This window comes from Hyphobacterium sp. CCMP332 (assembly GCF_014323565.1).
In the GTDB taxonomy this organism is placed as follows: Bacteria; Pseudomonadota; Alphaproteobacteria; order Caulobacterales; family Maricaulaceae; genus Hyphobacterium.
This window is the reverse complement of sequence record NZ_CP058669.1, coordinates 55,560-73,177: the sequence shown is the minus strand read 5'-3', so window position 1 is coordinate 73,177 and position 17,618 is coordinate 55,560. Positions and strand designations below refer to the sequence as shown.

The 17,618-nt window shown below is 61.3% G+C and carries 20 protein-coding genes; 9 read left to right on the top strand and 11 right to left on the bottom strand.

The features are described from left to right. Window positions 1-4 precede the first annotated feature (4 nt). The 3 genes from HXX25_RS00360 to HXX25_RS00350 all read right to left on the bottom strand — a co-directional run bounded on the left by HXX25_RS00360 (window position 5) and on the right by HXX25_RS00350 (window position 1,746). Window positions 5-460, bottom strand: a complete 456-nt coding sequence (locus HXX25_RS00360; RefSeq protein WP_187166449.1) for a biopolymer transporter ExbD — start codon at window positions 458-460, stop codon at window positions 5-7. Between the two features lie 3 nt (window positions 461-463). Then, window positions 464-1,132: a protein TolQ gene (tolQ, locus tag HXX25_RS00355; RefSeq protein WP_187166448.1), complete on the bottom strand. Its 669-nt coding sequence runs from the start codon at window positions 1,130-1,132 to the stop codon at window positions 464-466. Between the two features lie 155 nt (window positions 1,133-1,287). After that, the gene (locus HXX25_RS00350) at window positions 1,288-1,746 is read right to left on the bottom strand and encodes a YbgC/FadM family acyl-CoA thioesterase (protein WP_187166447.1); all 459 of its coding nucleotides are present in this window, start codon (window positions 1,744-1,746) and stop codon (window positions 1,288-1,290) included. Window positions 1,747-1,815: 69 nt separating this feature from the next. On the opposite strand from HXX25_RS00350, the gene HXX25_RS00345 reads away from it, so the two are divergent. Beyond that, entirely contained in the window at window positions 1,816-3,144 is a 1,329-nt protein-coding gene (locus tag HXX25_RS00345) for an ATP-binding protein (protein ID WP_187166446.1), read from the top strand. 2 nt (window positions 3,145-3,146) lie between these two features. On the opposite strand, the gene ruvB is transcribed toward HXX25_RS00345, so the two are convergent. Genes ruvB through ruvC form a run of 4 tightly spaced genes read right to left on the bottom strand, consistent with a single transcriptional unit; the run spans window position 3,147 to window position 6,089 of the window. After that, window positions 3,147-4,178: a Holliday junction branch migration DNA helicase RuvB gene (ruvB, locus tag HXX25_RS00340; RefSeq protein ID WP_187166445.1), complete on the bottom strand. Its 1,032-nt coding sequence runs from the start codon at window positions 4,176-4,178 to the stop codon at window positions 3,147-3,149. After that, window positions 4,175-4,957 (bottom strand): MBL fold metallo-hydrolase, encoded by a 783-nt coding sequence (locus HXX25_RS00335; protein ID WP_187166444.1) that lies wholly within the window; start codon window positions 4,955-4,957, stop codon window positions 4,175-4,177. The genes ruvB and HXX25_RS00335 overlap by 4 nt, the downstream gene beginning before the upstream one ends. Beyond that, the gene (ruvA, locus tag HXX25_RS00330) at window positions 4,954-5,592 is read right to left on the bottom strand and encodes a Holliday junction branch migration protein RuvA (RefSeq protein ID WP_187166443.1); all 639 of its coding nucleotides are present in this window, start codon (window positions 5,590-5,592) and stop codon (window positions 4,954-4,956) included. The genes HXX25_RS00335 and ruvA overlap by 4 nt, the downstream gene beginning before the upstream one ends. Beyond that, entirely contained in the window at window positions 5,589-6,089 is a 501-nt protein-coding gene (gene ruvC, locus HXX25_RS00325) for a crossover junction endodeoxyribonuclease RuvC (RefSeq protein ID WP_187166442.1), read from the bottom strand. Before ruvC ends, ruvA begins: the two co-directional genes overlap by 4 nt. A gap of 296 nt (window positions 6,090-6,385) precedes the next feature. Here ruvC and HXX25_RS00320 point away from each other — a divergent pair, with 296 nt between their 5' ends. From HXX25_RS00320 to HXX25_RS00305, 4 genes are all read left to right on the top strand, one after another. Beyond that, window positions 6,386-6,739: a hypothetical protein gene (locus HXX25_RS00320; protein ID WP_187166441.1), complete on the top strand. Its 354-nt coding sequence runs from the start codon at window positions 6,386-6,388 to the stop codon at window positions 6,737-6,739. Between the two features lie 276 nt (window positions 6,740-7,015). After that, entirely contained in the window at window positions 7,016-7,588 is a 573-nt protein-coding gene (locus HXX25_RS00315; protein ID WP_187166440.1) for a hypothetical protein, read from the top strand. A 39-nt stretch (window positions 7,589-7,627) separates the two neighbouring features. Further along, a complete protein-coding gene (locus tag HXX25_RS00310) occupies window positions 7,628-8,113 on the top strand; it encodes a hypothetical protein (protein ID WP_187166439.1) in 486 nt (161 codons plus the stop codon). A gap of 268 nt (window positions 8,114-8,381) precedes the next feature. Further along, the gene (locus HXX25_RS00305; RefSeq protein ID WP_187166438.1) at window positions 8,382-9,569 is read left to right on the top strand and encodes a cupin domain-containing protein; all 1,188 of its coding nucleotides are present in this window, start codon (window positions 8,382-8,384) and stop codon (window positions 9,567-9,569) included. Here the strand turns inward: HXX25_RS00305 and tkt are convergent. After that, window positions 9,566-11,554, bottom strand: coding sequence for a transketolase (gene tkt, locus HXX25_RS00300; RefSeq protein WP_370543741.1), 1,989 nt, complete (start codon window positions 11,552-11,554; stop codon window positions 9,566-9,568). The genes HXX25_RS00305 and tkt overlap by 4 nt on opposite strands. A 145-nt stretch (window positions 11,555-11,699) precedes the next feature. Between tkt and HXX25_RS00295 the strand changes: the two genes are divergently transcribed. Next, window positions 11,700-12,794, top strand: coding sequence for an SMP-30/gluconolactonase/LRE family protein (locus tag HXX25_RS00295; protein WP_187166436.1), 1,095 nt, complete (start codon window positions 11,700-11,702; stop codon window positions 12,792-12,794). On the opposite strand, the gene HXX25_RS00290 is transcribed toward HXX25_RS00295, so the two are convergent. Continuing rightward, a complete protein-coding gene (locus HXX25_RS00290) occupies window positions 12,791-13,669 on the bottom strand; it encodes a hypothetical protein (protein ID WP_187166435.1) in 879 nt (292 codons plus the stop codon). The genes HXX25_RS00295 and HXX25_RS00290 overlap by 4 nt on opposite strands. A 2-nt stretch (window positions 13,670-13,671) precedes the next feature. Further along, entirely contained in the window at window positions 13,672-14,421 is a 750-nt protein-coding gene (locus tag HXX25_RS00285; RefSeq protein ID WP_187166434.1) for a YebC/PmpR family DNA-binding transcriptional regulator, read from the bottom strand. Window positions 14,422-14,576: 155 nt separating this feature from the next. On the opposite strand from HXX25_RS00285, the gene fsa reads away from it, so the two are divergent. The 3 genes from fsa to HXX25_RS00270 all read left to right on the top strand — a co-directional run bounded on the left by fsa (window position 14,577) and on the right by HXX25_RS00270 (window position 16,816). Beyond that, complete coding sequence (gene fsa / locus HXX25_RS00280) at window positions 14,577-15,230, top strand: fructose-6-phosphate aldolase (RefSeq protein ID WP_187166433.1); 654 nt, start codon at window positions 14,577-14,579, stop codon at window positions 15,228-15,230. A 126-nt stretch (window positions 15,231-15,356) separates the two neighbouring features. Further along, window positions 15,357-15,575, top strand: coding sequence for a helix-turn-helix domain-containing protein (locus tag HXX25_RS00275; protein ID WP_187166432.1), 219 nt, complete (start codon window positions 15,357-15,359; stop codon window positions 15,573-15,575). Further along, a complete protein-coding gene (locus tag HXX25_RS00270) occupies window positions 15,572-16,816 on the top strand; it encodes a type II toxin-antitoxin system HipA family toxin (protein ID WP_187166431.1) in 1,245 nt (414 codons plus the stop codon). Before HXX25_RS00275 ends, HXX25_RS00270 begins: the two co-directional genes overlap by 4 nt. Here the strand turns inward: HXX25_RS00270 and HXX25_RS00265 are convergent. After that, window positions 16,795-17,613, bottom strand: a complete 819-nt coding sequence (locus tag HXX25_RS00265; RefSeq protein ID WP_187166430.1) for a TIGR00282 family metallophosphoesterase — start codon at window positions 17,611-17,613, stop codon at window positions 16,795-16,797. The two genes, HXX25_RS00270 and HXX25_RS00265, sit on opposite strands and share 22 nt — an antisense overlap. Window positions 17,614-17,618 lie beyond the last annotated feature (5 nt).

The following is a 17,618-nucleotide window of genomic DNA, read 5'->3' as shown; positions in this document are numbered from 1 at the left end:
ACCGTCAGTTATCGTCTGGGTTTTCAGCACGCAATCCTGTGCTGATCGGATCGGTCACCAGGCCCAGATTGGTATAACCGGAGGCGGAAATGCGCGCCATGACGCGCACAACGGAGCCATAGTCGGCGGCCTCGTCAGCCCGGATAAAGATCCGCCCTTCATAGCCGGCACCGCCAATGGCGCGCAGGCGCGGTACAAGCTGATCCAGTTCGACTGCGGTTTCCTGAAGAAAGATTTCGCCATTCGCGCCAATGGTGACGGTCAGCGGCTCTTCATCTGCGGGCATGTTGCGCGCTTCGGTTTCCGGCAATTCAACGGGCACGCCCACAGTGAGCAGCGGCGCGGTGATCATGAAGACGATCAGGAGCACCAGCATGACATCCACAAAGGGTGTCACATTGATTTCCGCCTTGGGCTGCCAGCGCCCGCGGCGTCCTCCGGAAGAGACAGATCCCGCCATGGATCAGTCCTCGCCCCGGTCGGCCAGAGCCGACAATTCATCGACGAAGGCTTCCAGCTTGGTGGCATAGCCCGACAGGTTGGACGACAGGGCGTTGAAGAAGATGACAGCCGGAACCGCCGCCAGAAGGCCCAGTGCGGTGGCGAACAGGGCTTCGGCAATACCCGGTGCCACGACGGCCAGATTGGTGTCCTGCGAAGCGGCAATGGCGCGGAAGGAGTTCATGATGCCCCAGACGGTCCCGAACAGGCCGATAAAGGGCGCAGACGATGCTATGGTGGCGAGCATGCCCAGGCCGCCTTCAAGTTTTGACAGCTCGCGGCCGGATTCAGCATTCGCCGCCTTCGCGACCCGGTCACCGGCATTGCGGCCTTTCCATTCGCGAAGCCCGGCAGCGAAGACCCGGGAGAAGGGATCGCGCGGCTTCTTGCCATATTCATTGGCCAGGGAATCGAGATCACGTCCTGACCAGAAGGCCTCCTCGAAGGTGCGGCCCTTGGATCGGGCACTGCGCAGGGACAGCCATTTGTCGACCGCAATCGCCCAGGACCAGACCGACATGATGACCAGAATGCCCATCACCGCCTTCACCACCCAGTCGGCCATCAGGAAAAGCTCGAGAAAGCCAAACTCCTGCGCCGCAGGCGCGATTTCGATAATCCCGTTTTCCATCAATCGTCCTTTCAATCCCGGCCAATCCCGTAGAGGTGTCGCCGATAAGCGTTAATCTGACGCTTCCAAGCGGACTCGACCCGGCGCGTCAAGCAGATGCACGTGTAACGCGTCTTAAATTTGCGTCAGAATGCGGCAGATTTGTGAGGCCGGCGTTACTCCGCCTCGGGAGTCAGCACCGGCGTCCAGACGTCGATCATCCATTTCGGCGGGCGGCGCGGACGGCCGGACGGGTCGATGATGACCGCCTCCACGCTGGCCGTGCACAAGACTTCGTCACCGCGGCGGATCGTCTGATCCATGCGCAGGCGCGGGCCCTTGTTCGGGCGGTAGACCGTTTCCACGATCAGGGCTTCATCGATTCTGGCCGGGCGCAGCCACTGGATATCCATGGAGCGGACGGCAAAGGCGACCGGATCGGCGCCATTGACCAGCTCGGAATGATGAACGCCCAGCGCGCGGAGGCTTTCGGTGCGGCCGCGCTCGAAGAAATGCAGATAGCGGGCATGATAGACGATCTGCGAGAAATCCGTGTCTTCGAAATAGACGCGCACGGGCAAGCGGTGGATGTTGTCATCCCCCCATTCTCCGCAATGCGGGCTGAGCTTCGGCATATGGATTAACTCCCTCGTAGTCCGCCGGTCATAGTGTTTCCAGACTGGCAGATAGGCAAAGAGCGATCCATGGGGCTTTCTCAGCTGAGGCAGATTTTCTGGCCCTCGTCGGACCCGCAAGACGTGCTGGGAACGGCACGGCGGCGATTGCTGGCCGTCCTGTCGACGGCCATGGGCATACTGGGCGCTTTGCCGGCGCTGGCGGCTTTCAGTTCGACTGTCGCGGACTATCCGCTGCAGACCTATGTCGGCCTGTTCGGGCCCATGCTCTGTCTGGCCGCGCCCTTCGCGCTGTTCTGGACAGGCCGGTTGAAGCTGGTCTCGGCATTTGTGCTGTCGCTCGGCTATTTGCTGATCCTGATACCGGCTGCGACCATGGGCGGATCGGCCAATCCGGTCATTCTATATTATGCCGCCTTTCCCATCCTGGCGACCTTCCTGATCGGCTATCGCACCGGCGCGATTGCGGCTGTCCTGACGATCGGAACCATCGCCGCGCTTTATTATCTCCGGCCTTACCTGCCCGGTTTGCCCGCCGGTTTTGACGAGGCGGTCGCGGCGCGGTGGAATATGATCACGCTGAGTTTGCTGGTCATCACAGTGTCGCTTGTCATGGCCGTGTTTCATCGCGAGATGGAAAAAGCCAACCAGCAACTGGATTCGGCGCGGCGGGCGGCCAATGCCGGAAATATCGCCAAGTCCCAGTTTCTGGCCAATATGAGCCATGAAATCCGCACGCCGATGAATGGCATTCTGGGCATGGCCGCACTGATGAAGAGCTCGGACCTGTCGGACGCGCAACGCGGCCAGGTCGAGATCATCGAGAAGTCCGGAGAGATGCTGCTCACCCTGCTCAACGACATTCTGGACATGTCGAAAATCGAGGCCGGCGAATTGCAGGTCGAGGATATCTCCTTCGATCTTGCCGAGATCATCGATACCGTTGTGTCACTGCACAGCCTGTCGGCGGAAGCCAAGGGCGTGAAATTCACCACCGATCTGCCCGAGCAGGTCTATGGCCAGTTTATCGGCGACCCCCTGCGGACCAGCCAGGTGATGAACAATCTGATCTCGAATGCCGTGAAATTTACCTCGAGGGGTCAGGTGCGCCTGTCCGTGCTAGTGGCCACGGATTCGGTTGAATTCATCGTTCAGGATACGGGGATCGGAATCCCGCCGGAAAAACTGGCGCGCCTGTTTGAGCCTTTCACCCAGGCCGATGCCTCGACCACGCGAATTCATGGCGGCACCGGGCTCGGTCTCTCCATATCGCGGCAATTGTGCGATCTGATGGGCGGCGAGCTGAACGCCAGCAGCGTGCCGGGTGTGGGATCACGCTTTGTCGCGCGTCTGCCCGTGAAAAAAGCGGATGCAAGGCCGGCTTCCAAAGCGGCCTGAGGCTATTTGCCCTCGTCGAACAGCGTATTCTGCAAGGATTGCGGCATATTCAGCCCGAGATGCGACCAGGCGCGGGCGGCCGCCACGCGTCCGCGCGGTGTGCGCTGGATAAAGCCCTGCTGGATAAGGAAGGGTTCGACCACGTCTTCCAGCGCGTCCTTGGCTTCGGCCAAGGCTGCCGCCAGCGTATCCAGCCCCACCGGCCCGCCGCCGAAATGCCCGGTCAGCGCATTGAGATAGCGGCGGTCGAGACTGTCGAGGCCGATCTCGTCAACCTCCAGCCGTTTCAGCGCCTTGTCCGCTGCGGCAGCATCGATTGTGGCAAGGCCGTCAGCCTCGATAAAATCCCGGACCCGGCGCAAGAGCCGCCCGGCGACACGCGGCGTGCCGCGGGCGCGGCGCGCGATCTCGGTGGCACCGTCTTCGGTCATTGACAGGCCGAGCTTTCTTGAGGCGCGGCCGACAATGCCGGCCAGCTCCGCCGTGTCATAGAATTCCAGACGCACCGGCACGCCGAAACGATCACGCAGCGGTGTGGCCAGAAGGCCCGCGCGGGTGGTGGCCCCAACCAGTGTGAAGGGCGGTAAATCAATGCGGACTGTGCGCGCCGACGGCCCCTCGCCGATCACGAGGTCGAGGCAGTAATCCTCCATGGCGGGATAGAGAATTTCCTCGACCACCGGGGCCAGCCGGTGAATCTCGTCAATAAAGAGCACGTCGCGCGGTTCCAGATTGGTGAGGATGGCGGCGAGATCGCCGGCCTTGGCAATCACCGGGCCGGATGTGGCGCGGAAATTGACGCCAAGCTCCTTGGCCACGATCTGCGCCAAAGTGGTCTTGCCCAGACCCGGCGGGCCGGAGAGCAGAACATGGTCCAGCGCTTCGTCGCGGCGGCGCGCCGCCGCGACAAAGACTTTCAGATTGGAAATTGCCGCCGGCTGGCCCACGAATTCAGCAAAAGATAGCGGCCGCAACGCCTTGTCGCGGCCATCCTCGGGCTGGATTTCAGGGGATATGTCGCGCGCGTCGGTCATTCGGTTTCAATCACCACTTCGCTGCCCTCGCCGAACAGATATTCCCGTTCGCCCAGCCCGGCACGGATGGTCAGCGGTGTGGCGGCAGCGGGCAGGTGGAAGGCGATGGCGCGCGCCTCGGGGCGCGAGTCGAGGAACGCGATACCCTCTGCCATCTGCGCAAACCAGTAGGGATAGAGGATGACGTCAAACTCTGTGTCGTTCCAGACCGAGAAGTCGGCCATTTGCGGCTGGGTATCGCCGAGATGCAGGATGGAGACGCCATCCAGCTCGACATGCCAGGTGACATTGTCGACGCCCTCGCGGTGGAAAAGCCAGGCACCCTCGATGAAATCAAACCGGGGATGCGCCCAGGGGCCGGGATCCGAGGCAGACAGCGGAACGGGAATAATCCTCTGGTCCGCACCGTCAGCCAGCGCGACTTCATTGTTTCGCATCGCATCGGTGATCTGGGGAGATGCCGCCATAGTCGCACTGGCCTGTGCGTTCAGAAACTCAACGGCCGCAGCGGCGTCTGAGTGATCGCCATGAATATGCGTAAACAGCAGCGCCATGACATCGTCATAGGGTGCTTCGCCCGCAATCATGGCGGCGCGGGCTTCGTTGGATGGCAAGGCATAGGTGCCATCGTAGGAATTCCAGGTGAGAGCGTCGATCAGCACGCCGGATTCACCATTGGTGATGTGGACGCCTTCATTGGCGATGAAGCGGATGGTCACATCGGCCGAGGCGATGGCGGGAGTGGCAGCGAGCAGGGCCGCGCTGAACAGGAGTCTCATTTCGACAAATCCTTCAGCGCCAGCCGGATCAGGGTTGCAATATCGGCATCAGGGCTGGCACGGCTTGCGGCAGCAGCGGCACGGCGCGCATCGGTCTCGGCATAGCCGAGATTGGTGAGCGCCGAGACGGCTTCTTCGCGCGCGGCATTATTGCCGGCGGGCGCTTCCGAGGGCTGGGTCGAGGCGAGCCCCGCATGGGCCGCAACGCTGAAGCCCGAGGCAAAGGCCCGGCCCGTGGGTGGCGGCTTGTCCTTCATTTCCAGCGCCAGCCGGGCGGCGAGTTTCGGGCCGACGCCCTTGGCCTTGCCGAAGGCGGCCGCATCGCCGAGCGCGGCGGCGCTTTCCAGCTCGTCCACGCCGAGCGCATCAAGTATGGCCAGAGCCGCTTTCGCGCCCACGCCTTGAATCAATTGAAGCCGCGCAAACCAGGCCCGCTCGCGTTCCGACAGAAAGCCCCACAGCTTGAAGGCATCCTCGCGGACATAGGTCTCGATATGGACCTCGACGTCTGTGCCCTGGGTCAGCCGTGCGAGCGCCTGTCCGCCCATGCCGACGAGATAGCCGACGCCGTTCACATCGATTACGGCCTCACTCTCGCCAATGGCATCGACAATACCGCGCAGTTTTCCGATCATGCGGCACTCCCCAGATTCCGCGTCGTGCGATGGTGAGCATGACAGATCGCCACGGCAAGCGCATCCGCGGCATCATCCTTTGCCTTGCAGCCCGGCAGCAATATCCCGACCATCGCCGCGACCTGCGCCTTGTCGGCGCCGCCCGTGCCGACCACGGCCTTCTTGACCAGGCGGGCCGCATATTCCGCCACCGGAAGACCGGCGCGCGCCGGGGCGAGCAAGGCAGCCGCCCGGGCATGACCGAGTTTCAGCGCGCTGGCAGCATTGGTCGCCATGAAGGTTTCCTCGGCAGCGGCCTCATCCGGTCTGTGTTCGGCAATGATCACTTCGAGCGCGGCGTGAATGGTCATCAGGCGGTCGGAGAGCGGCAAATCGGTTCTGGCCGAAATCCGGCCTTCCGCGACGAGGCTCAAACGGGAGCCATCAACGGAGATAATGCCCCAGCCGGTATGCCGGAGGCCGGGATCAATGCCGAGGATGCGAATCGCTGAACTCATGGGCGGCAGACTAGCCCCGAACGGCGCGGATCGCACAGTCCCCGGCCTGCAAACCGGCATTACTTGCAAATCACTCTCATTTAGCAAATGCAGATTCTGATAATGATTATCAAATTCACGAATATGGTAGCGTTTTTCAACCTGGAGGGGATTTTACCTGCGAATGACTATCATGAACCAAGTATAGGCGAGATTCTGTTTGACTATCGGACATTTAGCCGCATACCTTGTATCCGAAATCAGCTTCGCGGGGGATGCGCAGCTTATTCAGTCAGTTCTAAGGGAGGCCCACTCACATGGCCAAAAAAGGTAAACTCAGCCGTCGTTCCTTCATGACGCGCGTCGTTGGTGGTGTCGCCATCACCGGTGCCGTCGGTGCCGTTGCAGGCGCATCAATGATCCGCGGCCGTACAGACGCCGACAGCGGTGGCAATTCCGACCCGGCCGGCAATGGCCGTACCGGCATCACCGACAATGACGGCGGCGCTTACGCCGATCAGGCTGGACGCGGTACCGGTTACACCGGCTACACCGATAGCGATACCGGCGGTTGCGCTGACAATGCTGGCCATGGCCGCGGCAATTCCGGCTACACCGACAGCGACACATCGGGTTGTTCCGACCCGGCGGGTCGTGGTCGCGGCGGCTAGCCCTCTTCGCCAGACTTACAGGAAAACCGGTGGCTTTCGGGCTGCCGGTTTTTTTGTGTCCAAATGGATTTTCACATTCGAACTTGCCGCAACTGATATTGATTCACATCAATTTTGTGAGAATGCTTCTCATTCTTTCAACTAATCCTGCTTTTTCGTCGATTTATTTGAAAATGCACCCTGTTCCTGTTTGACGCTGGGCCTGACGCAAGGCTACGCTTCAAGTGCGAGGGTCCCGGCTATTGCCGGATAACAGACATCAGGGGAGGCCGTATCATGGCCCAAAAAGGCAAACTCAGCCGCCGTTCGTTTTTGACAAAAGTGGCCGGTGCCACGATGGCTGCCGGCGCAGCGGCCACAATTACCGGCGGAGCGCTCGCCCAGAACCGGACCGGGCGTACCGACTCGGATTCGGGCCGGAATGCAGACCGCGCCGGCTATGGCCGGACAGGCGTCACAGACAGTGATAGCGGCCGCTATGCCGACCGTGCCGGTTATGGCCGCAGCAGCCGCACCGGCGTCACCGATAGCGATAGCGGTACCTATGCCGACCCCGCCGGAAATGGCCGCGGCAGCCGCCGCACCGGCATCACCGATAGTGACAGCGGCACCTATGCCGATCCCGCTGGCAATGGCCGCGGCAGCCGCCGCACGGGCGTCACCGACAGTGATAGTGGCACGTATGCCGATCCTGCCGGCAATGGCCGGGGTAGCCGCCGCACCGGGCTGACCGATAGTGATACCGGCGCGTATGCGGATCCGGTTGGCAATGGCCGTGGACGCCGCCGCTGCACCGATTCCGACACTGGAACCTATGGCGACCCGATTGGCCGCGGGGATCGCTGCTAGGCCCGATCTCCCGTCATATACGCAATACAGGAGGCCTGAATGGCCAAGAAAACGAAGCTGAGCCGCCGTTCCTTTCTGACCCGGGTTGCCGGGGTCGGCGTAGCCACCGGTGCCGCAGGTCTGGTGACGGGGTGCGCAACAAGCGGGTCCTATACCGGAATTACCGATGCTGATGTCGGCGCCTATGCCGATCCGGCCGGTTACGGCCGCGGGCGCTACGGGCGCAATACCGGCATCACCGACAGCGACACCGGAGCCTATGCGGATCCGGTGGGCAATGGCCGGGGCGGACGCCGCGGTGGCGGACGCAATACCGGAATCACCGACAACGACACCGGCACTTATGCAGACCCCGTCGGCAATGGCCGGGGCGGGCGTAGACGTGGTGGTAGCGGCATTACCGATAGTGATACCGGTACTTATGCCGATCCGGCTGGAAACGGTCGTGGCAACCGGCGCCGCAACTGCTCGGATAGCGATGTCGGCACATATGGTGATCCGGTTGGAAGCGGGCGCCGCTGCTAGGTCTGGCAGGCTTGACTGATGGGCCGGCGCGTTGGTTGATCCCCGGATTGACCCGCCGCGCCGGACGACCCGTGACCAGGCCCCGGCCTGATCCGTTTGCCGTCTTTTTTTAACCGGAGCCGGGAATGAATGCGGCCAATCGACGCCTCACCCGGCCCGCGATGATAATTGCCGCAAACAGTGCTGGACAGTTCCGGAATTCCTGATTTCATTCAAAGAAAGTCGCCGCGCATCCGCACAGCGACACGACAATTTGCGCGGGGAAAATATGGCTGACCATCCTTGGGGACGCGACGTTCTGGATTACTGCATTGGTCCGAACGGGACTGACGACTTCTTCAAAACCTATTTCGAGAAGAAGGCGTTGATCGTCTCTCGTGATGAACCGGACCGGTACAAGGATTTGTTGTCCGTCGCCAAGATCGACACCCTGCTCGCCAGCCGCGATTTTCACGGTGACGACCTGGATATGGCGCGGGCCGAACCGCAAATCTCCCGGGAACAATTCGTATTGTCCAACGGGTTTGCCGATCGCGGTTCAGTGGCCAATCTCTATCAGGAAGGTGCCACGCTGATCCTGCCGCAATTGCATCAGGCCGATCTGGGCCTGAAGAGTTTCTGCCGCGCGATGGAAGCGATTTTCTCCAGCCATGTGCAGACGAATATCTATCTGACGCCGCCCAACAATCAGGGCTTCCGCACACATTATGATGATCATGATGTCTTCGTGCTGCAGGTCGAAGGCGAGAAGCTGTGGCGTCTGTATGACCAGAGCGTCGACAAACCCTATCGCGGCGAAGGCTTCAACCCCGATCACGTGCAGCCCGGCGATCTCGTCGAGGAATTCGTTCTGAAGGCGGGCGATTGTGCCTATGTCCCTCGCGGCCTGATGCATGACGCACAGGCGCAGGGCGCGTCGGACAGCCTGCACATCACGGTTGGCATGATCGTGAAAACCTGGGCCGACCTGATGCTGGAAGCGGTCTCGGAAGTGGCGCTGCGCCATCCGGAATTCCGCCAGTCCCTGCCACCCGGTTATGCGCGGGCCGATTTCGACCGCTCCATTGCACAGGCGCATTTCGATACGCTGGTCAAGAAAATCGGCGAAGAAGCCGATATGGAAGGCGCGTTCGATCTCTTCGTCGACAACTTCATACGCTCGCGGCCGCCCTATTCCGAAGGGGCGATCACCGGACGCGGGGGATCCACAATACCGGGCGCGAAATTCCGCCTGCGGCCGAATATTCCCTGGCGACTGGCCGAGGACGAGAATCGTCTGGTCCTGATCACGGCCGGCGGTGAGCTGATCTTCCCGAGCGCGGTTGAAGCCGGGCTCGACAAGGTGCTCGACGGTGAAGAGATTGATCTATCGACCTTCGAGGCGGCCGGTGAGGAAGAAGCGCAAAAAGCACTGAACCAGCTTTTCGGCTATGGCGTGGTGGAACGCGTCGGCTAGACCCGCGCCTCCACTTCTTCAACAATGCGATCCACAGTGATGCCGAAGTGCTCGTAGAGCGCTTCGGCAGGTGCGGATGCGCCAAAGCCGGTCATACCGACAAAGCCGCCCTCGCGGCCGATGATGGCATCCCAGCCATAGCGGAGCCCGGCCTCGACCGCGATCCGCGGCAGGCCCTTCGGCAGCACACTGTCCTGATAGGCGTGGTCCTGCTCGAGGAAAATCTCGATGCAGGGGGCCGACACGACACGAACCGGAACGCTCTTGTTGGCAAGGGTTTCAGCGGCTTCCAGAGCAATGCCGATTTCCGAACCCGTGGCGATGATCACGGCCTTTGCATCCGGCGCATCGCGCAGCACATAGGCCCCGCGCGCCGACAGATTTTCCGACCCGTCATCCTGCCGTGCGAAGCACAGTTTCTGGCGTGACAGCGCCAAGAGTGTTGGTCCGGTCTGGTGCGACAGGGCCAGCTCCCAGCTTTCGGCGGTCTCCATTGCGTCGGCCGGGCGGAAGACGCGGACATTGGGCATGGCCCGCAAGGAGGCCAGATGCTCGACCGGCTGGTGGGTCGGGCCGTCTTCGCCAAGCCCGATGGAATCATGGGTGAAGACATAGGTGACGGGCTGGTTCATCAGACCGGCGAGACGAATGGCGGGGCGGCAATAGTCGGCGAAGACCAGGAAGGTGCCGATATAGGGCCGCACGCCGCCATGCAGCGACAGACCGTTGGCGCACGCCGCCATTCCGTGTTCGCGAACGCCATAATAGATATACTGACCGCCATAAGCCCCGGCCTGGATGACTTGCTGATCGGGCGTTTTGGTCAGGTTGGACCCGGTCAGGTCTGCCGATCCGCCGACCAGTTCCGGCATCACCGGCACAATCTGTTCCAGCACCCGCCCCGAGGAGGCGCGGCTGGCGAGGTCAGGTTTCTCTGCGGCCAGTTCGCGGCGCCAATCTGCCAGTTTGCGGGCGGCCTTGATCGGCAGTCCGGTCTTGAAAGCGGCATCGAATTCCTCGCGGCGTGAGGTGTTCTCATAGCGGTCTTTCCAGGCCTTGTGCGCGATGGCCCCGCCTTCAGCGGCCGCTTTCCAGGTCGTCCGGATATCTTCTGGAATATCAAAGGCGGTGTGCGGCCAGTCCAGCGCCTGCTTCGCCGCGGCCAGTTCATCTGCGCCGAGGGGCGAGCCATGGCTGGACGATTTCCCCGCCTTGTTGGGTGCGCCAAACCCGATAATCGTCTTGCAGGAAATCAGGACCGGCTTCCGCGAGGTTTTAGCGCGGGCAAGCGCCGCATCGACCGCTTCCATGTCATGACCATCAACGGCGTCCCTATCCCAGCCCGCCGCTTCAAAGCGTTTGAGCACATCGGAGGTCTCGGCCAGCCCGGTCGAGCCATCGATCTGGATGGAATTGTCATCCCACAGGACTGTGAGGCGATTGAGCCCGAGATGCCCGGCAAGCGAAATGGCCTCGTGGCTGATACCCTCTTGAAGGTCGCCATCCGACGCGATCACCCAGGTGCGGTGATCGACCAGATCATCGCCGAATCGGGCATTCAGGATCCGTTCGGCCAGCGCCATGCCGACGGCGGTGGAAATGCCCTGCCCCAGCGGCCCGGTTGTCGTTTCAATGCCGGTGGTGTGGCCATATTCGGGATGGCCCGGCGTTTTCGAGCCGAGTTGGCGGAAATTCCGGATCTCGTCCAGCGTCACATCGGCATAGCCGGTAAGGTGTAGGAGCGCATAGATCAGCATGGAGCCATGGCCCGCCGACAGCACAAAGCGGTCGCGGTCCTGCCAGTCGGGATCGGCCGGATTGAATTTGAGATGCCGCGACCAGAGGACGGTCGCCGCATCGGCCATGCCCATCGGCATGCCGGGGTGACCGGATTTGGCCGCTTCGACCGCATCCATCGCCAGTGCGCGAACGGCATTTGCCATGGGTTTCAAGGTGTTGAGATCAAGAGACGTCATGGCGGCCATTCCCGTGTGTTGTGATGCGCAAAATCTATAAAGAGATTCGGCTTTTGCCCTAACGCGCGACGGCCGGATTTCCCACAGTTAATGGCGGTGCTTCCGCAGGCCGGACTTTGGCGATAAGCTGCCGCATCAATGGGAGGCAGGGGTCATGCGCACATTTCTGATTGTTCTGGCCGTGTTGGGCGGTCTGTTTCTGGTCTGGTTTGTCTGGCCCGCCACGGTGGACCCGGCCTATTGGGACGAGCCGGAACCGCCGGCCCTCACCGGCGTTCTGGAGCCGCGCGGACGGCTGGCCGATGCGGAGCTGATCACCCACCCGCTTTTACACTCGTCCGAGGATGTGGCCATTGGCTCTGACGGGGCGATCTTTTCCGGCCAGCATGACGGATCGATCGTCCGGCTGACGCGGGACGGAGAGAGCTGGGCAGGCGAGACCGCGGCGCAGGTGACCGACGGCGCTGCCGTGCTGGGTCTGCAATGGGACGCCCAAGGCCGGCTGATTGCAGCGGCTATCGACGGAGTTTATGCAGTCGATGTCGCGACTGGTGAAGTCACCCTGCTCTCGACCGGGGCGACCGAGCACCCGCTCGCCTTTGCCGATGATCTGGATATCGGGCCGGACGGGACGATCTATTTTTCCGAGGCGTCTTACCGCTGGGGGGCAGGCGAAGGGACCCCGCAATATGCCTATGACATGGCAGAGAACCGTCCCTATGGACTCCTGTATTCGCTCAATCCGGCCACCGGCGAAATGGAGGTGCTGGCCGACGGGCTGTATTTCGCCAATGGCGTGGCCATGTCGGCGGACAATCGCGCCGTCTTCGTTCTGGAAACCTATCGCTATCGCCTGTCGCGCTACTGGCTGGAGGGCCCGCGCGCCGGCGAGTTCGAAATCTTGGCCGAGAATTTGCCCGGCATTCCGGATGGTCTGATGGGCGATGGTCAGGGCCGGCTCTACATCGCCATGGACACACAGCGCGTGCCGATCATGCGCTTCCTCCATCGCAATCCGTTCTGGACGCGGATGATCACCAAACTGCCCGAATGGGTCTGGCTTCGGCCCGGCGAAACCAAGGCCTTCGTGCTGGTCATGGATGAAGAGGGAAATTATCTCGACAGCTTCCACGATCCCGACAGCCGCTTCGGCATGCTGGCGAATGTGGTGCCGGATGATGAAGGAAATCTCTGGCTCGGCTCGCTGACCGAGGGCGTGATCGGGCGGTATGAGCTGCCGGAAAACTAGCTGATCTCGACCAGCACGGCGCAGGCATCGTCGGAGGTTTTCAGGCGGCCGATGCGGACATCATCCTCCGGATTCTGCTCGGCAGCGCGGAGTTGCGCCGCGAGGTCCGGCAGGCTGTCCTCCTCAATGGCACGCGCCATCAGGCGGTCGATATCATAAAGCCCGTAGGGTTCGACCAGACGGAAAAAGCCATCTGACATCAGGAGAACATGGGTCTCGCCGCGCATCTGTATCCGCGTCACCTCGGCGCGCGCGGCGGCTTCGGGATGCAGGGAAAACACCCAGTGAGCGCCGTCTGTATTCATCCGGCCGCGGGTTTCGCGCGCACTGGCATAGCCGCCGACCTTGCCCGCGGGCTCGGCAAGCTGTTTGCGGTTCAAGGCATGCTCGGCCCGGATCATCTCCAGATTGCCGACGAATTGCGTGTGGCCGCCGGTGCGGACGATGGCCACGCAATCGCCGAGCCCGGCAAATTCCAGCGTGTCATCGACGCGCCGCATCCATATCCCGCCAGCGCTCGGCAGGTTGTGGCGGGGCTGTTCCTCAATCCGAACCACGGCGTCGCGATGCGCCCTGGCCGTGACGTCTGTGATCACGCGCTCGAGATAGGCTTTCGCGCTCTCAAGCGGATCGGGCGGCTGGATAAAACGCTCTGACAGATGATCCGCATACCAGGCAGCATCACTCTCCCAGCCGAAATTGGGGGCATCCGCGTCGGCCCCGATATCGGGAAACAGGCGGGCTGTGCCGACATCGGTGGCCCCATCAACGACCCAGGCCGTGCCGGCGCCTTCATCAAATCCGTAGCGATCATCGCCCTTGCCTGTCCCGGACGGGACGTTGACGGCATCAAGAAAGGTCAGGCCGGGTTGCACGTCTATTCGTCCGGGAAGTCGGCGTTGGCGTAGACATTCTGGACGTCGTCGAGATCATCCAGCACTTCGAGCAGTCGGACGACGCTATCGACCTTGTCGTCTTCGACCGGCGTCATCGTCTGCGGCTTCCAGATGATGTTCACCGATTTCGGCTCGCCCAGAGCAGTCTGCAGATTGCCGGCGACTTCTGCGAGATCATCGCGGGCGCAAAAGACGATGCGTTCACCGGGCTCGCCCTCGTCTGCATCGCCGGCCTCATGGATGACATCCTCGGCCCCGGCTTCGATGGCGGCCTCGAACATCGCCTCCTCGTCGGCGACTTCTTCGGAATAACGGATCTCGCCGACCTGATCGAACATGAAGGCGACGGCACCGGTCTCGCCGAGATTACCGCCATTTTTCGAGAAGGCCGTGCGCACATCGGACGCGGCACGATTGCGGTTGTCGGTCGAGCATTCAACGATGATGCCGATACCGCCGGGGCCGAAGCCCTCATAGCGGATTTCCTCATAGGCATCGACATCATTGCCCGACGCCTTGTCTATGGCGCGCTGGATATTGTCCTTGGGCATGGACTGCCCCTTGGCATTGGCCACCGCCAGACGCAGACGCGGATTCATGTCCGGGTCGGGGCCGCCCATTTTGGCGGCGATAGTGATTTCCTTGGACAATTTGGAAAACAGCTTGCCCCGCGCCTTGTCCTGACGGCCCTTGCGATGCTGGATATTTGCCCATTTCGAGTGTCCGGCCATGTCCGGTCGCCTCCGTTTGTGGCACGCCCCGAAGGGCGGCGTGAATTGCTCTGGCGGCTAGTTAGCGCATGTGAGGTGCATCCTCCAAGCCGTCTCGTCACGTTTCCTTCACCGGCAGGCGATATCCGGGAGACAAGACAAGAGGAGATGCCGCGATGATGTTGTTTCTGGATAGTGCCGATGCCGGTCTGATTGCCGAACGCGCCACAGGCGGGCTGGTGGACGGCGTGACGACCAACCCGTCACTGGTGGCCAGGGCGGGCGGTGATTTCTTCGACGGACTGAAGGCCATCTGCGAGGCCGTCGACGGGCCGGTCAGCGCCGAAGTCGTTGCCACAGATGCCGCAACCATGATTGCCGAAGGCCGCAAGCTGCGCGCCCTTCACGACAATATCGTCGTCAAATTGCCGCTCACCGTGGACGGGCTGAAAGCCTGCCGCGCGCTGACAGATGAAGGCCATCCGACCAATGTGACGCTGTGCTTCTCCGTCGCCCAGGCCCTGCTGGCGGCCAAGGCGGGAGCCACCTTCGTGTCGCCCTTTATCGGCCGTCTGGATGATATCGGACAGGACGGGCTGGGGCTGATCAGGGATATCCGCACGCTCTATGACGAGCATGGCTATGTGACCTATATCCTCGCCGCCTCCATCCGCACGATGGCGCATGTGGAAGGGTCCGCGCTTGCAGGCGCCGATGCCTGCACCCTGCCGCCGAACATCTTCGACGCCATGATCCGGCACGATCTGACCGACAAGGGGCTGGATGCCTTCCTGAAGGATTGGACGGATGCGGGAAAGGGCGCGCTGTGATTTCGTCGATCAGAGAAATCCAGTTCAATTCCCGAAGTTATTGTTCAATTTCGTTGATCGGCGAAAACCCTTGCCTACTCGAATAGATCGTGCTAAATTTCGTCAATCGGCGAAAGGGGCTAGACCATGGCACAGATCATTCGGTCTACAGAAGACTTGGGTGCCGCTTTGCGTCAGGCGAGACGAAAGGCCGGATTAACCCAAATGCAGGTGGCAGATGCTTTGGGGTTCAGCCACCAATGGATTAGCGAAATCGAATCCGGCAAGCCCAATGCCCGAATCGGGGCCATACTGGAGGTCGCGGCCGCCTTGAACCTTACCCTCAAAGCGAGCAGCGTTGAATGATTCCAGTCTACTATGAAACCCGCCAGGTCGGCACAATCACCGGCGAAGGCGCGAATATCAATTTTCGCTACAATCCGTCATGGTTGGACGAGGAAGACCCGTTTCCCGTTTCAGCCAGCCTTCCCGTTACGCTCACGGAACCGGATTCAGAGATCGCAACAAACTGGTTTGCCAATCTTCTGCCCGAAGAAGATCAACTTCGCGCATTTGCGCGGTTGAACCGGTCGCATCCGGCGGATCTATACACTCTGCTCAAAAAAACCGGGCGGGAAACTGCGGGGGCCTTGTCGATCGGCGGCCCCGAAGCCGCCGGCAAATACCTTGCGAGAAGCGAAGAAGAGCTCGCAGCCGATATCGATCAGCTACCGGCGCGCCCACTACTGGCGGGAAATGAAGATGTCGGGCTCTCCCTCGCCGGCGCACAGTCGAAAATGGTAATCGCGCGAATTGATGGCCAAATTCGCCTGCCTCTGAACGGTGCCGCTTCCACCCACATATTGAAGCCAGAGACCCACCTCTATGCGTCAGTCGAAAATGAAGCGCTCTGCATGCGACTTGCCAAAGCCATTGGTCTGGACGTTGCGGACGTGGAGGTAGGAAAAGCGCTTCAGCACCCATATTTGCTGGTCAAACGCTATGATCGCGTTCTGCAAGATTCCAATTCTGTCACGCGACTGCATCAGGAAGACGCCGCACAGGCGCTCGGCTATTCGCCGTTGCAGAAATATGAGGCGCATGGCGGGCCGAAACTCAGCGACCTCTTCCGCGTCGTCGACCGTTTCAGCAGCAATCGTATCCGGGATCGCCTGGAACTGCGTGACCGGGTCATTTTTAACGCCTGCATTGCCAACACAGATGGCCACGCCAAGAATTTCAGCTTCCTGATTGATCAGGACTACAAGCTCGCCCCTGCCTATGACCTTCAGACAGCGGCCCCCTACAGCAATATTACCCACAATATGGCGATAAAAATCGGCCAAAAGAGGAATTATCGCTATATCAATCGCCAATCATGGATCGCTTTCGCGGACGACTGCGGACTGGCACCAGCCTCGACGGTCAGGCGGGTTTCGTACATTGCAGCGACGATCCTCGAAAAAATTGCCGCAGAATCCGACAAACTCGTCGCGGAGGGTCAGGCCGCACGCGCCGGGACTGACTATATTTGTTCCGAAATCGTTGATCAGACCAATCGTATTCTGAAAAATCTAAACGCTGATCAGAGCGCTGGCTCGGCCTGATGCAGGATGCCGCCAATGCGGACCGGGTGGATGGATTTTGACAATCCTGTCCGGTCATAGGTCTCGATCACCACACCGCACAAAGTGCCCTCGCCTTCGGCGGGCGAGAACCGTCCCGAGCGCATGCGCGTCGTAAAGCGGCGCATGGGTTCTTCTCTGTCCATGCCGATGATTGAATCATAGTCGCCGGTCATGCCCAGATCGGTGATATAGGCGGTGCCCTGCGGCAGAACGCGGTGATCGGCCGTCGGGATGTGCGTGTGCGTGCCCACTACGAGGCTGGCCCGGCCGTCACAGAAATAGCCCATGGCGTTCTTTTCAGACGTCGCCTCGCCATGAAAATCCACCAGTGCCGCATCGCAGACCTCGCCCAGCGGCGCGGCCGAGATTTCCTTTTCTACCGACACAAAGGGATCGTCCAGAGGGTCCATGAAAAGCCGGCCCATGACATTCATGACGAACACCATCGCGCCATTCCTCGCCGGAAAGACGCCTGCGCCCCGCCCGGGTGCCGTGCCCGGCGGATAATTCGATGGACGCAGGAGACGCGGTTCGCGTTCGATGAAGGTCAGGGCTTCGGACTGGTCCCACGCATGGTTGCCAAGCGTGAGCGCATCCGCGCCGGCATCGAACATCTCGTTTGCGGTCCGCTCGGTAATTCCGAAGCCACCCGCCGCATTTTCCGCATTGATGGCGACGAAGTCGAGGCCAAGCGATGCGATCAGGCCCGGCAGGTGTTCCTGCACGGCCTGACGTCCGGACTTGCCCATCACATCACCGAAAAATGCTATCCGCATAACCA

Excerpts from the sequence above, each read along its gene's own strand:
- tkt (WP_370543741.1), bottom strand. The coding sequence starts at position 11,554 with ATGGCCGCCATGACGTCTCTTGATCTCAACACCTTGAAACCCATGGCA.
- HXX25_RS00270 (WP_187166431.1), top strand. The coding sequence starts at position 15,572 with ATGATTCCAGTCTACTATGAAACCCGCCAGGTCGGCACAATCACCGGC.
- HXX25_RS00310 (WP_187166439.1), top strand. The coding sequence starts at position 7,628 with ATGGCCAAGAAAACGAAGCTGAGCCGCCGTTCCTTTCTGACCCGGGTT.
- HXX25_RS00285 (WP_187166434.1), bottom strand. The coding sequence starts at position 14,421 with ATGGCCGGACACTCGAAATGGGCAAATATCCAGCATCGCAAGGGCCGT.
- HXX25_RS00305 (WP_187166438.1), top strand. The coding sequence starts at position 8,382 with ATGGCTGACCATCCTTGGGGACGCGACGTTCTGGATTACTGCATTGGT.
- HXX25_RS00265 (WP_187166430.1), bottom strand. The coding sequence starts at position 17,613 with ATGCGGATAGCATTTTTCGGTGATGTGATGGGCAAGTCCGGACGTCAG.
- HXX25_RS00345 (WP_187166446.1), top strand. The coding sequence starts at position 1,816 with ATGGGGCTTTCTCAGCTGAGGCAGATTTTCTGGCCCTCGTCGGACCCG.
- HXX25_RS00295 (WP_187166436.1), top strand. The coding sequence starts at position 11,700 with ATGCGCACATTTCTGATTGTTCTGGCCGTGTTGGGCGGTCTGTTTCTG.
- ruvC (WP_187166442.1), bottom strand. The coding sequence starts at position 6,089 with ATGAGTTCAGCGATTCGCATCCTCGGCATTGATCCCGGCCTCCGGCAT.
- HXX25_RS00275 (WP_187166432.1), top strand. The coding sequence starts at position 15,357 with ATGGCACAGATCATTCGGTCTACAGAAGACTTGGGTGCCGCTTTGCGT.
- HXX25_RS00360 (WP_187166449.1), bottom strand. The coding sequence starts at position 460 with ATGGCGGGATCTGTCTCTTCCGGAGGACGCCGCGGGCGCTGGCAGCCC.
- tolQ (WP_187166448.1), bottom strand. The coding sequence starts at position 1,132 with ATGGAAAACGGGATTATCGAAATCGCGCCTGCGGCGCAGGAGTTTGGC.
- HXX25_RS00350 (WP_187166447.1), bottom strand. The coding sequence starts at position 1,746 with ATGCCGAAGCTCAGCCCGCATTGCGGAGAATGGGGGGATGACAACATC.
- HXX25_RS00315 (WP_187166440.1), top strand. The coding sequence starts at position 7,016 with ATGGCCCAAAAAGGCAAACTCAGCCGCCGTTCGTTTTTGACAAAAGTG.
- ruvA (WP_187166443.1), bottom strand. The coding sequence starts at position 5,592 with ATGATCGGAAAACTGCGCGGTATTGTCGATGCCATTGGCGAGAGTGAG.
- ruvB (WP_187166445.1), bottom strand. The coding sequence starts at position 4,178 with ATGACCGACGCGCGCGACATATCCCCTGAAATCCAGCCCGAGGATGGC.
- fsa (WP_187166433.1), top strand. The coding sequence starts at position 14,577 with ATGATGTTGTTTCTGGATAGTGCCGATGCCGGTCTGATTGCCGAACGC.
- HXX25_RS00320 (WP_187166441.1), top strand. The coding sequence starts at position 6,386 with ATGGCCAAAAAAGGTAAACTCAGCCGTCGTTCCTTCATGACGCGCGTC.
- HXX25_RS00335 (WP_187166444.1), bottom strand. The coding sequence starts at position 4,957 with ATGAGACTCCTGTTCAGCGCGGCCCTGCTCGCTGCCACTCCCGCCATC.